General features: G+C 50.8%; 12 protein-coding genes. 7 read left to right on the top strand and 5 right to left on the bottom strand.

The features are described from left to right. Positions 1–22: 22 nt before the first annotated feature. The 4 genes from carB to carA form a co-directional block, all read right to left on the bottom strand. A complete protein-coding gene (gene carB, locus BS29_RS09715; protein WP_229953466.1) occupies positions 23–3,358 on the bottom strand; it encodes a carbamoyl-phosphate synthase large subunit in 3,336 nt (1,111 codons plus the stop codon). Further along, positions 3,359–4,129 (bottom strand): hypothetical protein, encoded by a 771-nt coding sequence (locus BS29_RS09720; protein WP_229953467.1) that lies wholly within the window; start codon positions 4,127–4,129, stop codon positions 3,359–3,361. It lies immediately after the preceding gene. A gap of 206 nt (positions 4,130–4,335) precedes the next feature. Continuing rightward, complete coding sequence (locus BS29_RS09725; RefSeq protein WP_229953468.1) at positions 4,336–4,620, bottom strand: hypothetical protein; 285 nt, start codon at positions 4,618–4,620, stop codon at positions 4,336–4,338. 177 nt (positions 4,621–4,797) lie between these two features. Further along, a complete protein-coding gene (gene carA, locus BS29_RS09730) occupies positions 4,798–5,991 on the bottom strand; it encodes a glutamine-hydrolyzing carbamoyl-phosphate synthase small subunit (protein ID WP_229953469.1) in 1,194 nt (397 codons plus the stop codon). Positions 5,992–6,144: 153 nt separating this feature from the next. On the opposite strand from carA, the gene BS29_RS09735 reads away from it, so the two are divergent. The 7 genes from BS29_RS09735 (at position 6,145) to BS29_RS09765 (ending at position 13,962) form a co-directional block, all read left to right on the top strand. Further along, positions 6,145–6,609, top strand: a complete 465-nt coding sequence (locus BS29_RS09735; RefSeq protein WP_229953470.1) for a GatB/YqeY domain-containing protein — start codon at positions 6,145–6,147, stop codon at positions 6,607–6,609. Between the two features lie 54 nt (positions 6,610–6,663). After that, entirely contained in the window at positions 6,664–7,053 is a 390-nt protein-coding gene (locus BS29_RS09740) for an endonuclease domain-containing protein (protein WP_229953471.1), read from the top strand. Further along, complete coding sequence (dnaG, locus tag BS29_RS09745; protein WP_229953472.1) at positions 7,050–8,918, top strand: DNA primase; 1,869 nt, start codon at positions 7,050–7,052, stop codon at positions 8,916–8,918. The genes BS29_RS09740 and dnaG overlap by 4 nt, the downstream gene beginning before the upstream one ends. Before the next feature lie 49 nt (positions 8,919–8,967). Next, positions 8,968–10,992: an RNA polymerase sigma factor RpoD gene (gene rpoD / locus BS29_RS09750; protein ID WP_343759691.1), complete on the top strand. Its 2,025-nt coding sequence runs from the start codon at positions 8,968–8,970 to the stop codon at positions 10,990–10,992. Between the two features lie 158 nt (positions 10,993–11,150). Then, positions 11,151–11,810 (top strand): DUF6975 family protein, encoded by a 660-nt coding sequence (locus BS29_RS09755; RefSeq protein WP_229953473.1) that lies wholly within the window; start codon positions 11,151–11,153, stop codon positions 11,808–11,810. A gap of 107 nt (positions 11,811–11,917) precedes the next feature. Further along, on the top strand, positions 11,918–12,763 hold the full coding sequence (locus BS29_RS09760; RefSeq protein WP_229953474.1) for an AAA family ATPase: 846 nt from the start codon (positions 11,918–11,920) through the stop codon (positions 12,761–12,763). A gap of 14 nt (positions 12,764–12,777) precedes the next feature. After that, positions 12,778–13,962: a vWA domain-containing protein gene (locus tag BS29_RS09765; RefSeq protein ID WP_229953475.1), complete on the top strand. Its 1,185-nt coding sequence runs from the start codon at positions 12,778–12,780 to the stop codon at positions 13,960–13,962. A 4-nt stretch (positions 13,963–13,966) separates the two neighbouring features. Here BS29_RS09765 and BS29_RS09770 read toward each other — a convergent pair whose 3' ends face one another. Then, on the bottom strand, positions 13,967–14,269 hold the full coding sequence (locus BS29_RS09770; RefSeq protein ID WP_229953476.1) for a hypothetical protein: 303 nt from the start codon (positions 14,267–14,269) through the stop codon (positions 13,967–13,969). Between the last annotated feature and the right edge of the window lie 24 nt (positions 14,270–14,293).

The raw sequence follows: 14,293 nt of genomic DNA on the forward strand, positions 1-14,293 counted from the left end.
CAGTGTGACAGATTGTCGGGAATTAAGTCTGCGAAGACATATAATAAGACTGAAGTGCACGAACTTCAAGAGTCTCGTCACGCATGGCAGATATTGCCTCCATTGCTGCAACACTTGCAGTCGCAGTGGTATAGTAAGGGATCTTCCCGTTAAGAGCCCCGGCACGGATGGATTTGGAGTCTTTTAGCGACTGCCAGCCTTCGGTTGTGTTGAAAATAAGATCAACGTCACCATCAATAATTCGATCGACAATATGCGGACGCCCTTCGGCCACTTTGTTGACCTTTTCCACCGATATGCCCTTGTCGCTGAGATAGTCAGCCGTTCCACTGGTCGCGATCAGCTTGAATCCGAGTTTTTCTGCCATTCGTGCCGCTGGTTCGATCACTTTTTTATCCGTCTCTTTTACTGAAACAAAAAGCGTTCCGCCATCCGGCAAATGATTGTTCGCACCCAATTGTGCCTTGCCAAAAGCAATGGCAAAGCTCTTATCTATGCCCATAACTTCACCCGTCGACTTCATTTCTGGTGATAATACTGGGTCAATTCCAGGGAATCGATTGAACGGGAAAACCGCTTCTTTCACAGCGATATAATCGATATGCCTATCAATTGACGGCAAGTCTTTGAGCTTTCCTCCCGCCATCACGCGTGAGGCGATTTTGGCAATTGGTACACCAATGGCCTTGGCGACAAAGGGCACCGTCCGGCTGGCGCGCGGATTGACCTCGATCAGATAGACTTCACCATCTTTCACCGCAAACTGAATATTCATCAGCCCGCGTACTTTTAAACCAAGGGCCAATGCCTCCGCCTGCCGCTCCATTTCCGCGACAATGTCATCGCTCAGATTATAGGGCGGAATCGTACATGCACTGTCGCCACTGTGAACGCCCGCTTCCTCGATATGCTGGAGCACACCGCAAACAACGACCTGATCGCCGTCACAAATGGCATCAACGTCGACTTCCACGGCATCGCGCAGATATTGGTCGACAAGGACAGGCTGGTCGCCCGACACTTGCACGGCGGTGTTGATATAATCTTCCAGCTGCGCCGGACCATCGACAATTTCCATCGCGCGGCCGCCGAGCACGAAACTTGGGCGGATGAGTACCGGATAACCGATACGTTCAGCGATTTTCACTGCTTCCTCTTCGGTCCGGGCCATACCATTATCTGGCTGTTTCAGCTTCAGATCATTGACTAGTTTCGCAAAGCGCTCGCGGTCCTCAGCGAGATCAATCGCATCCGGCGTTGTGCCAAGGATCGGAATACCTGCATCTTCCAGTGCAGAGGCCAGTTTCAGCGGTGTTTGCCCGCCAAATTGCACGATCACGCCGACCAACTCACCCTTGCTCTGTTCGACAGCCAGAATTTCAAGCACATCTTCTGCGGTCAGCGGCTCAAAATAGAGCCGGTCTGACGTATCATAATCGGTCGAAACGGTTTCCGGATTGCAATTGACCATGATCGTTTCAAAACCGGCATCGGCGAGCGCGAAACAGGCGTGGCAACAGCAATAATCAAATTCGATCCCTTGCCCGATCCGATTTGGTCCGCCGCCCAAGATCACGACCTTTCGGCGATCAGAGGGCTGTGCTTCATTTTCCGGTTCCCCAAAAATCGGTGCTTCATAGGTGGAGTACATATAGGGCGTCTTGGCCTCAAATTCGGCCGCACAAGTGTCGATCCGTTTGAACACGGGCCGCACGCCCAGCTTATGGCGAAGTTCGCGCACTTCCTTTTCGGTGGTTGCGCCCGCCATGGCGGCTACGGCGTCATGAACCAGTCCATGCCCCTCAGCGACCGTGCGCCCTGCCCCACCTGCGACATGCACCGCATCGACGGCCAGCTTGGCAAGCCGTTCGTCAGAAAAGCCCATAGACTTGAGCTTACGCAGCGCGTCCGCTCCATTGGGCAGACCATTATCGAGTATGTCCTGCTCAGCATCGATTATCTCGCGGATTCTGGCGAGGAACCACGGATCATAATGGGCAATTTCGTGGATTTCCGCATTGCTAAAGCCCTCGCGCATAGCCTGCGCCGCAACCAACAGCCTGTCCGGCGTTGGCCGCGCCAGCTCTGCGGCAATTTCATCCCGGGAAGCGCCCTCAAGTGCCTGCACCCGGTTAAAGCCGTCCAGTCCGGTTTCCAGACCGCGCAGCGCCTTTTGCAGCGATTCATGGATATTGCGACCGATGGCCATGACTTCGCCGACAGACTTCATGGCCGTGGCGAGCAAGGGCTCCGCACCCTTGAACTTTTCAAAGGCGAAGCGCGGGATTTTGGTCACGACATAGTCAATGGTCGGCTCAAACGAAGCCGGTGTTGCGCCGGTAATATCGTTATCAATTTCATCGAGCGTATATCCCACGGCAAGCTTCGCCGCGACTTTAGCAATCGGAAAGCCGGTCGCCTTGGATGCCAGCGCCGATGAGCGCGAAACCCGCGGATTCATCTCGATAACAACAAGCCGTCCGTCTTTGGGATTAACTGCGAACTGTACGTTGGAACCGCCTGTTTCGACCCCGATTTCTCGCAAGACCGCCAAAGAGGCGTTGCGCATGATCTGATATTCTTTGTCGGTCAGCGTCAGCGCCGGTGCAACCGTGATCGAGTCCCCGGTATGCACGCCCATCGGATCGACATTTTCGATGGAGCAGATGATGATGCAGTTATCCGCCTTGTCGCGAACCACCTCCATCTCATATTCTTTCCAGCCAATCAGTGATTCATCGATCAGCACTTCGGTGGTCGGAGAGGCTTCCAGCGATGTCCGCACATAATGGATAAATTCTTCGCGGTTATAGGCGACGCCGCCGCCGGTTCCGCCCATGGTAAAGCTGGGCCGCATGATCGCAGGCAGGCCGATATCTTCCAGGATTTCCAGCGCCTGCTCTTCGCTATGCGCCACGGCGCTGCGCGGGCTTTCCAGCCCGATCTTGTCCATTGCCGTCTTGAACTGCTCGCGATCCTCGGCCTTGTCGATCGCCTTCGCATCGGCGCCAATCATCTCAACGCCATATTTGTCAAGCACGCCCATTTTGTTAAGCGAAAGCGCCGTGTTCAGCGCCGTCTGCCCGCCCATGGTCGGCAGAATCGCGTCAGGACGTTCTTTCTCGATGATTTTCTCAACAATTTCCGGCGTAATCGGCTCGACATAGGTCGCGTCCGCCATCTCTGGATCGGTCATGATCGTCGCCGGATTGGAGTTGACCAGGATGATCCGGTAGCCCTCTTCTTTCAGAGCCTTGCACGCCTGTGTGCCCGAATAGTCAAACTCGCAAGCCTGCCCGATAATAATCGGTCCAGCGCCAACGATAAGGATGGATTTTATGTCAGTTCTTTTGGGCATTTAAATTCCTAGAGCGCCACGGATTGTCGCAACAGCCGCAACTAGAGCGGTAGTTAGATTAAATTTCGGATGGCTGAGGATTCGGTCAATAATAGATACATCGGGTTCTGTCATTTCACATACTGCTACGAGCGCATCGCTGAGATTCTTAAGGTCCTGACTATCAGAATTACTTTCAAATCGTGTTTCATATATCAATTCCCGCAACCTTTTAGCGCCATCCTTTATCTCCCTAATAACAGCTGCATCCGCCAAGAATATTTTCCTGCCAGTCCACATGGAGCTATCTTGAGAGGAAAAAATATCAGTTCTGGAAGTTGCGGACGATACCGATTTCTGATTTGACGTTCGAGGATTAAGCATTCCTTCGGACGCCATGGCTAAAGGAGATGAAAATCCCCTATCGTTAGTTTGGTTTTCAACATCCAATTCTTGCCCTGCGGTGCTGTCAGGGGCCATTGGAATATTATCCACTGCTCTTTTGTACACATCGGCATAGTTGATACTCGAAGAAGCCCTATTTTGTCCTCGAGCTGTGATACGATATGATGGATTTGTTGTATCAATTCTTGCGTGGTTGATCTCAAGCCAACCAAACTCCTGTAACTCTTTAACAAAGTCGGACATAGAAATATGATCTGGAAGCGTCAGGCCCTGTTCTTTTAAACAAGTTTCGATTTCTGGAACAGTGGAAAAGGCTCCGGGTTGATCGTCGTCAAGTTTATTGAGATGCCTTACCAGCGCTTCGCCAATTTCAATTATCTCGCTCACACTAATTCCCCAACAAGCTTCTGGGACAGATCAAAGCCATAATGCAATTCCAAGCCGGTTTCGGGGTGAAAATTAACGCCCATTCCCACGCCAGATAGGCGGGATCAATATTACTCATCTCTCCCGTTCCTTCATATTTCTCGCAAAATAAAAGCCCTCCCCGCCAGTTTGACGGAAAGAGCTTTTAAATAATGATATTTTTGGGATTATTCCGCCGCTGATGAATCCTCCGCGCTGGGCAGTCCGTCCGTCAACATGTCGCTCACCATTTCGCTGGCGCAGGCCTGCATGCTGCCCATCATGGCTTTTTCCGCATCCGCGACATTGGCGTCCTCGGGAATATCCTTGGTCATGCAGGTGCAGAGTTTTTCGGGGTCCACGGAGCCCGGGAAGCTGTCGGCTTGCTTCATGCACTCGGTCATTGCTTGTTCTTTGACAGGGGTGCAGGCCGCGAACAGAATCGTGGCCGAAATTACGAGAAATTTCCGCATTCTTATTTTCCTTAAAATTTGCGTAGATCTCATCACATAGAAAATGTGAAGTGAACGGCACGAACCCTGCACGGTTCCCATCGCAAGTTTTAAGGTGGTTTGTCACTATTTGAATTTTACTTTTCCGGCCAATTTTGCGTTATTTGCATGATTCATGTTTGCTTTTTACAATCCTGGTCACTTCAGCATGTCGACAAATTTCTGGAACAGATAAAAACTGTCCTGCGGTCCAGGGCTCGCCTCGGGATGATATTGCACACCAAATGCCCGCTTACCGGCGATGCTGATGCCGCAATTGCTGCCGTCGAATAGGCTTTTGTGAGTTTCCACAATCGTATCGGGTAGCGTTTCGCTGTCTACCGCAAAGCCATGGTTCATCGATGTGATCTCAACCAGTCCCCTTCCTCCATCGGCGCTGTCATCCCAATCGCCGCCAACCCGTTGCACGGGATGATTGGCACCGCGATGCCCTTGAAACATTTTGACTGTTTTTGCACCGGCAGCGAGTGCCAACATTTGATGCCCCAGGCAGATGCCGAAAATCGGTATGTCCTTGTCGAGCAGTGCCTTAATCACCGGAGCCGCATATTCGCCGGTCGCCGCTGGATCGCCCGGACCATTGGATAAAAACACGCCTGCTGGCTCCAATGCCAATACGTCCTCAAGCGAGGTTTGTGCTGGAACAACAGTAACTTCTGCGCCAGCTTTCACAAGATTTCTGAAGATATTACGCTTGGCGCCAAAGTCCATTGCTACGACATGCGGTCGTGTCTCCATTTCATCCAGTGGTGCATAACCATGACCCAGTCGCCAGATACCGCTATCCCAGATCTTTGTCTGATGCCCGGTTACTTCGATGGCCAAATCCATACCTTCAAGCCCGGCCCAATCGCGCGCCTTGGTGAGCAGGTCATCAATATCAAACTGACCATCAGGATCATGTGCAATCACCGCGTTGGGAGCACCGGCTTCTCTGATCCGGCGTGTCAAAGCCCGTGTGTCGACACCAGACAGCCCAATCCGTCCCTGATCCACCATCCATTGGTCAAAGGGCTTGCTGTTCCGAAAATTGCTGGGTTCAGTAACGTCTTCGCGAACGATGCAACCCAAAGCATGTGGGGTATCGGCTTCCACATCTTCATCATTCGTTCCTACGTTCCCGATATGGGGAAATGTGAAAGTCACGATTTGCCCTGCATAGCTAGGGTCCGTCATCACTTCTTGATAACCGGTCATCGCAGTATTGAAGCATACTTCACCGACCGCAGAGCCAGTCGCGCCAAAGCCCCTGCCCCAAATCACACTACCATCGGCCAAAACCAATATCCCAGTGGCGCCCTTGGGAGCTGCGGGGATGCTGGTGTCGGTCATGGGCATTTTCCTCATCTTTGGCGGGAACCTTCATGCTCCTGCGCTTCAAGCAAATTTCGCCGTGCCTAGGTGTAGTTTTTTACCGCCACAATCTATGAAAAAAAATAAGTTGCGGCTATGTTGGTAGCTTATTCCAAAATTACGGGGAACGCTATGATTCGCATTGGGATTCGCGATACCGTGAAAGCGGCACAAATTGCAGCCATGAAGGCCGGCGACAAGGATCGCACCGCGGCGACGCGCGCCATGCTGGCGAAGATCAAGGACAAGGATATCGAGCTGCGAACCAAAGATAGCAAGCTTGATGACGATGTCATGGTGACCGACGTGCTCCAGAAAATGGCGAAGCAGCGGCGCGAATCGATTGAGATGTTCGAATCAGGTGGTCGCCAAGAGCTGGCCAAGGGTGAGAAGATGGAACTTGCCGTGATCGAGGAATTCCTGCCCGCTCAGTTGAGTGAAGCCGATACGGCAAAATTGATTGATGGTATCAAGACAGAGCTCGGCGCAGAATCAATGAAAGACATGGGCCGTGTGATGGCGGAGCTAAAATCCCGTCATGGCAGCGAAATCGACATGAGCAAGGCCAGTGGTCTGGTGAAGGCGGCGCTGTCTTAAAATTCCCCTCCCGCCCGCGGGAGGGGTTAGGGGTGGGATTGAAAAGAAATCGCAGTGGTAACTTTCAAACATAGAGATACCCATCGCGCTCGATCCTTGCGCAAAGAGGCGACACTGGCAGAACGTGAACTTTGGAAATATTTGAACAAACGCCAAGTCAAAGGTTATAAATTCAGTAGGCAGATGCCTGTCGGACCATATTTCGCAGATTTTCTTTGTCGTGAAATCAATCTTATAATCGAAATCGATGGTTATTCTCACGACCCGCAACAAGACTATGATGATCGCCGAACAAGACTTTTGGAAGCAAATGGCTATCATGTAATTCGATTTTCCAATCGGGAAATCATGAGCAATATTGAGGGTGTCTTGGAACATATTGGGTTGGTTTTGGAAGATATGCCCACCCCTAGCCCCTCCCCCAGGCGGGAGGGGAACAGATGACTCTCTCCCCCCAATGGCTTGATGAACTGCGCAGCCGGACCACCTTGTCCACACTAATCGGCCGGACGGTCAAGATCCAGAAAGCAGGACGCGAGTTCAAGGCCTGTTGTCCTTTTCACAATGAGAAAACGCCTAGCTTTACGATCAATGACGAAAAAGGTTTCTACCATTGCTTCGGCTGCGGTGCCCACGGAGATGCGATCCGGTGGATGACGGACCAACGCGGTCTCAGCTTCATGGATGCGGTGAAGGATCTCGCGGCCGAAGCCCAGATGGAAGTCCCTGCTCCCGATCCGCGCGCTGCACAGCGGCAAGAAGCCAGAGCGACCCTACATGACGTCATGGCGGCAGCGCAGGACTGGTTTGTCACGCAATTCAACGGCATTGAGGGCATGGCCGCTCGGGAATATCTGAAAAACCGTGGTATTTCGGAAAAAATAATCCGCGAATTTGGCTTTGGTTTCGCTCCGGACTCACGTGGTCGGCTCAAGGAAGCTCTTTCGGCTCATGGAGTCGATCAGCTGGTTGAGGCCGGCCTGCTCATCAAGGTTGACGATCGTGATCCCTATGATCGCTTTCGCGGCCGACTGATGATTCCCATCCGCGATCCACGGGGGCGGGTTATTGCCTTTGGTGGCCGGATATTAGGTGATGGAGAGCCCAAATATCTCAATTCTCCCGATACGCCTTTGTTTGATAAAGGACGCACGCTCTACAATCTTGACAAAGCTTCTCCGGCTTCCCGCCAAACCGGACGGATATTGGTCGTGGAAGGATATATGGATGCCATTGCCTTGGCGCAGGCTGGCTTCGAGGATGTCGTAGCACCATTGGGCACCGCGCTCACCGAACATCAGATAGAACGCATCTGGAAAATGGTCGAAGCGCCTATTCTTTGCTTCGATGGTGACAATGCTGGCCAAAAAGCGGCCATGCGGGCTGCCTTGCGGGCTTTACCTATATTGCGCCCGTCCCATAGCCTCAATTTCATCGCGCTGCCTGCAGGACAAGACCCAGATGATCTGCTGCGATCCGAAGGGCCACAAGCATTTGCTGCTCTAATCGAGCGACCACAAATGCTCGGTGACAAGATTTGGCAAGCCGAGTTCGAGGCTGAACCGCTAAACTCTCCGGAGACCAAAGCGGGCCTGAAAAAACGTTTGTCTGATCATGTCCGCGACATTGCTGATCAAGATATTGCGCAACATTATCGACAGGATTTTCAAGAAAGATATGAAAATACCTTTTTCGCAAAGCGTGATAATCGCTCGCCACAGCGAAAATTTGCGCGATCAAAAAGCGGTTTCAATTCCCAATATGTTTCGTTCAAGCCTATGGACGATACAAAGTCCGTTTTGATCGATGGCCATGACCTGCGTATTGCAAAAGCGATTTTGGGCGGTCTGATCCGTCACCCTTCCCAGATTTCCAAGCATTTTGAAGAACTAACCGTGCTGCGCCTGGCCGATTCGCAGATGCAGGCATTGCTGTCCGAACTAATTCGTGCCGCTATGCGTAAAGAAATGCTTGATATGCAGGGCCTTCTTACCATATTGGAACAGACAGATTGTTATAATGTCGCAAAAGGGCTGTTACGGGCCGATGCGCTGAATTTCTCTTTCAACCGCAAACTGCCAGATCCTGCCCCGTCAGATTATGTCGAACGGGCGCAAAATGATTTGGCGGAAGCGATAAAAGTGATCACAGCGCGCCCTGGACTGGAAGCAGCTTTGGCAGAAGCAACACGGCGAGTGCAGGATAATCTTGATGAAGAAAGCTATGCAGAACAGCAGAGACTGCGTCAGGCAAAGCAGGAATTTCATGAGCGGTTAGTAGAGCTAACGCAGATTGACGACATCGTGTGAATTGTGTGAACTTTGAAGATTAGTTTTTTTAAATTAGGGGCCTTGAAACTTGGCAAGTAAAGCAAAAAAATCAGCAGCAGCCGAAGACGCTCCGCTCATTGATATGAACGGCTCAGCGGTCAAAAAACTTCTCACGAAGGCAAAGAAACGCGGCTACCTTACTTATGATGAGCTGAACGCCGCCCTCCCGCAGGACCAGATGTCCAGTGAGCAAATTGAAGATGTCATGTCGTCTATCTCTGACATGGGCGTCAAAATTGTGGAAAATGACGATGAAGCTGCCGAAGAAATGGGCGGTGATGAAGTCGAATCCATCGACGGTTCCGATAAAGATAAAAAGACGGCTGCGGCCGCAGCGCCCAAAAAAGCGGCTGGTGACCGAACGGATGATCCGGTGCGTATGTACCTTCGCGAAATGGGTGCCGTTGAGCTGCTCAGCCGCGAAGGTGAAATTGCTATTGCCAAGCGTATTGAGGCTGGCCGCGATACGATGATCTGGGGCCTGTGCGAGAGCCCGACAACGTTTAATGCCATTATCGAATGGTCTACGGCGCTTAACGACGGTGAAATGCAGCTGCGCGAGATACTTGATCTCGATGCCATGCTTTCCAAAGATCCTGTCCCGGAAAACTTGGAAGACGAAGACGATGATGACGGGGAAATCAGCGAAAAAACGGCTGGCCCTTCATTCAAGGATGATGACGAAGTCGAAGATGAACCTGAAGCCGCAGAAGGCGAAGGAGATGATGAAGACGAGTTGACCGAGCGCCGTACCAAGCGCGTCGTCGAAGAAGAGGAAGAGGATAACACCCTGTCCCTCGCTCAGATGGAAGAAGCGCTCAAACCAGAAGCTTTGGAAAAATTCGCAACCATCACATCTGTGTTCAAAAAATTCTCCAAGCTTCAGAACACCCGGATGGAAGCCTTTGCCGTTGGTGATGATTTTCCCGCTGCATCAGAGAAAAAATACCATAACTTACGCGAAGAATTGACCGCCTTGGTTGAAAGCGTACAGTTTCACGCCAACAAAATCGAATTTCTGGTCGATCAACTTTACTCGTTCAACCGCCGCCTGACGGCTCTTGGCGGCCAGATGCTGCGCCTTGCAGAGCGGCATAAAGTTCCGCGCCGTGCCTTTTTGGAAGGCTATATCGGCCATGAACTCGACGATGGCTGGCTCGCCAGCATGGCGAAGACGGACAAGAAATGGGCCGCTTTTGCAGAGAAAGAAGCCGTGTCTGTTGAACGGATTCGCGCCGAAATTTCAGACATATCAGCCGCAACTGGTACTTCGCTGGAAGAATTCCGCCGTATCGTCAACATGGTACAAAAAGGTGAGCGCGAAGCCAGAATCGCCAAGAAAGAAATGGTGGAAGCCAATTTGCGGCTCGTTATTTCCATCGCCAAAAAATACACTAATCGTGGCTTGCAATTTCTCGACCTGATCCAGGAAGGCAATATTGGCCTTATGAAGGCGGTTGATAAGTTTGAATATCGCCGCGGGTATAAATTCTCGACCTACGCAACATGGTGGATTCGTCAGGCGATCACGCGGTCCATTGCGGATCAGGCACGGACGATTCGTATTCCGGTCCACATGATCGAAACAATCAACAAGCTCGTCCGCACATCACGACAATTTCTGCATGAACAGGGCCGCGAACCAACGCCCGAAGAAATGGCAGAACGTCTGTCCATGCCACTGGAAAAAGTGCGCAAGGTCATGAAAATTGCGAAAGAACCTATCAGCCTTGAAACGCCTATTGGGGATGAAGAAGACTCCCATCTGGGTGATTTCATTGAGGATAAGAACGCAATCATACCGGTTGACGCAGCTATTCAAGCGAATCTGAAGGAAACTGTTACACGGGTTCTGGCCAGCCTCACCCCTCGCGAAGAGCGCGTTTTGCGCATGCGTTTTGGTATTGGCATGAATACGGATCACACTTTGGAAGAAGTGGGACAGCAATTTAGTGTTACGCGCGAACGTATTCGTCAGATTGAAGCAAAAGCGCTGCGAAAGCTGAAACATCCAAGCCGCAGCCGTAAAATGCGCAGTTTTCTCGACCAATAAAGCCCGGTTTTTAAAGATTTCTAACTATGGTTTGCACTTAGCTAACGCGGCGTAAACCGGGTCTTTAGGTTTATGCATTAAATGCGGGTTTCGACTTTATTTGTTCGGCCTTTACGGGGCGGGCAAATGACCAGCAACTCTAGTGTGATACGAGCGTAATGCCAGAAACCAACCTAATACCATCCGCACGGCCATCTTTGATGGATCATGTCGCAGAACATGGATCACAATCTGCAAGCTATGTTCAAGCCATAGCAAGTGATTTTGAGATGCTTAGTGGTAGCGATATCGCCGACATGGCCCATTTTCTGTGCATACTGCATGGTCGCCATCCGGGCGTGGTTGATCACGCAGCCACGAAAACTGCAGATGTTGTTGCACGTGAATGGCTGGTAAAAGCGATGGAAGCCTTCACAGCAGAGCGCGCCTTTCTAACCCGCTTGACGGTTGCAGCAGGCCCAATCTCTGGCGTTCGAACCGAAGATCAGAGTAACGCAACGGTTCTGGCACAACGCAAAGCTCTCGAAATGCTATCGCAATCCGATCGCAACGGCTGTGCCTTGGGTGCATCTTTCGCACTTGTTCTGGATTGGCAGGCAATCCGGCCATTGCTTGAGCAAACTGCTATCAAACTTGGAGTAGAGCCAAGAGCTCCCATTTTGCCATCTAGTGAAGCAACAACCGCTCTAAATGCCGAGCTATCACAATCCAGCGCCGTCGAGCGTGCAATAAACTTCGGGGTAGATCAGATATTGACCCAGCACCGTGGTCTTTGGCAGCTCTTGGAAGCCCGCAGAAATGCGCGCAATGCGGACTAACTAAAATTATCGCAATTTTGTTTGATTAACTAAATGATTAACTTGCCTCAAAACGGCCTTTTCCCTATCGCTGACTCATTGACGTTTACGGCAAGGGAATATGGAATATGCGTTTTGACGGTACCAAAGATTATGTAGCAACCGATGATTTGAAGGTTGCGGTCAACGCTGCCGTTACGCTTCGCCGGCCTCTTCTAGTAAAAGGTGAACCCGGCACAGGTAAGACCGTCCTTGCCCACGAAATAGCCAAAGCGACCGGAGCGCCCCTGATAGAGTGGAATGTGAAGTCCACTACAAAAGCACATCAGGGTCTTTATGAATATGACGCTGTTGCACGGCTTCGCGACGGTCAACTGGGTGATGAGCGGGTTCATGATATCTCCAACTACATCCGCAAAGGCAAGCTTTGGGAAGCGTTTACAAGCAAAGAGCTTCCTGTTCTTTTGATCGACGAAATTGACAAAGCAGATATCGAGTTTCCCAATGATTTGCTGCAAGAACTCGACCGCATGGAATTCCATGTTTACGAAACCAAAGAAACCATCAAGGCTGCCGAACGTCCGATTGTTGTGATCACATCCAACAATGAAAAAGAATTGCCAGACGCCTTTTTGCGTCGCTGTTTCTTCCACTATATCAAGTTCCCGGATCGTGAAACGATGCAGGAAATTATCAATGTTCATTTCCCCGATATTCAAGGGGTTTTGGTCAAAAAGGCGATGGATATTTTTTACGATGTCCGCGAAGTTCCTGGCCTCAAAAAGAAGCCAAGTACCTCAGAATTGCTGGATTGGTTAAAATTGTTGCTTTCTGAGGACATGCCACTTGAAGTGCTGCAATCGCAAGATCCTAGTAAAGCCATCCCGCCACTGCACGGCGCTTTGCTCAAAAATGAGCAAGATGTCATGCTTTTTGAACGCCTGGCATTCATGGCGAAACGCGAAGCGCGTTAAACGGAGCAGCAGCAATGTTCTTCAATTTCATGGACGAGCTAAGAGCAGCCGGAATATCGGCCTCCCTCAAGGAGCATCTGGTGCTTTTGGAAGCTCTGGACAAGGAAGTTATCCAAAGCCGTCCCGAAGAATTCTATTATCTATCGCGCGCAACTTTCGTAAAAGATGAAGGCCTTCTGGATCGTTTTGATCAAGTATTCTCAAAAGTCTTCAAGGGTATCGAGACCAGCTACGGCATGCAGGAAGAAGAAATTCCTGTAGACTGGTTGAAAGCCGTGGCTGAGAAATATCTCTCGGAAGAGGAGATGGAAAAGATCAAGTCTCTTGGCAGTTGGGACGAGATCATGGAGACGCTGAAAGAACGTCTCGCCGAGCAGGAAAAACGCCACGAAGGCGGAAGCAAGTGGATTGGTACCGGTGGTACGTCTCCTTATGGCAATAGCGGTTACAATCCAGAAGGCGTACGCATTGGCGGCGAAGGCGGCCAGAAAAAAGCGATTAAAGTCTGGGACAAACGCGAGTTTCAAAACCTTGATAACACCAAGCAATTGGGAACCCGCAATATTAAAGTAGCGTTGCGCCGACTGCGGCGTTTTGCTCGCGAAGGTTCTGCAGATGAGCTGGACATCAACAGCACGATCAACGGCACCGCGAAAAAGGGCTGGCTCGACATTCACATGCGGCCGGAACGGCACAACGCTGTCAAACTTCTGTTATTCCTCGATGTCGGGGGATCCATGGATCCCTTTATCAAGCTTTGCGAAGAGCTTTTCTCAGCCGCTACGTCAGAGTTCAAAAATCTTGAATTTTTCTACTTCCACAACTGCGTTTATGAAGGCGTCTGGAAGGACAACCGGCGGCGCTTCTCCGAGCGGACGAATACATGGGATATCCTACATAAATATGGCCATGACTATAAGTTGATTTTTGTCGGCGATGCTTCGATGAGTCCTTATGAAATCACCCATCCTGGTGGTTCTGTTGAACATTTCAATGAAGAAGCCGGCGTGACCTGGTTACAGCGAATGACCAATACTTATCCAGCAACAGCGTGGCTTAACCCGGTGCCGGAGAAGCAATGGGGCTATTCACAAAGCGTCAAAATCGTCAAGGAATTGATGAATGATCGGATGTATCCGCTGACCCTAGAAGGCCTGAGCGATGCGATGAAGGAATTGACCCGCAAACATGGGTCTTGAGGGACTAGGATTCGACCATCAACAAGGTCGTACCTTGATACTTCTCAGCCGTCGCATCAAAAAGATCATATGGCTCAAATTGACGATCTTCAACAACAACGTCTCTCAGTCCGGCGAGTTTAAACGTCCCTAGCTTCAGCTCACGAGGAGGTTGTCCTTCCCGTTCAACGGTAACTGCATCGACATGCATTTCATCATGACGCGTATAGAGAATATGCGGTGCCAAAGTCACCTGGAGCCGGTTATATGTTGCGGTGACGCATTTCTTTAGCGCAACGCCTTCAAAAAATTCTTTACTGGGTAGCATGCGCGTAAAATATCAAAAATGATG

The organism is Parasphingorhabdus litoris DSM 22379 (assembly GCF_020906275.1).
Taxonomy (GTDB): Bacteria; Pseudomonadota; Alphaproteobacteria; order Sphingomonadales; family Sphingomonadaceae; genus Parasphingorhabdus; species Parasphingorhabdus litoris.

Excerpts from the sequence above, each read along its gene's own strand:
- carB (WP_229953466.1), bottom strand. The coding sequence starts at position 3,358 with ATGCCCAAAAGAACTGACATAAAATCCATCCTTATCGTTGGCGCTGGA.
- BS29_RS09725 (WP_229953468.1), bottom strand. The coding sequence starts at position 4,620 with ATGCGGAAATTTCTCGTAATTTCGGCCACGATTCTGTTCGCGGCCTGC.
- carA (WP_229953469.1), bottom strand. The coding sequence starts at position 5,991 with ATGACCGACACCAGCATCCCCGCAGCTCCCAAGGGCGCCACTGGGATA.
- BS29_RS09735 (WP_229953470.1), top strand. The coding sequence starts at position 6,145 with ATGATTCGCATTGGGATTCGCGATACCGTGAAAGCGGCACAAATTGCA.
- dnaG (WP_229953472.1), top strand. The coding sequence starts at position 7,050 with ATGACTCTCTCCCCCCAATGGCTTGATGAACTGCGCAGCCGGACCACC.
- BS29_RS09755 (WP_229953473.1), top strand. The coding sequence starts at position 11,151 with ATGCCAGAAACCAACCTAATACCATCCGCACGGCCATCTTTGATGGAT.
- BS29_RS09760 (WP_229953474.1), top strand. The coding sequence starts at position 11,918 with ATGCGTTTTGACGGTACCAAAGATTATGTAGCAACCGATGATTTGAAG.
- BS29_RS09765 (WP_229953475.1), top strand. The coding sequence starts at position 12,778 with ATGTTCTTCAATTTCATGGACGAGCTAAGAGCAGCCGGAATATCGGCC.
- BS29_RS09770 (WP_229953476.1), bottom strand. The coding sequence starts at position 14,269 with ATGCTACCCAGTAAAGAATTTTTTGAAGGCGTTGCGCTAAAGAAATGC.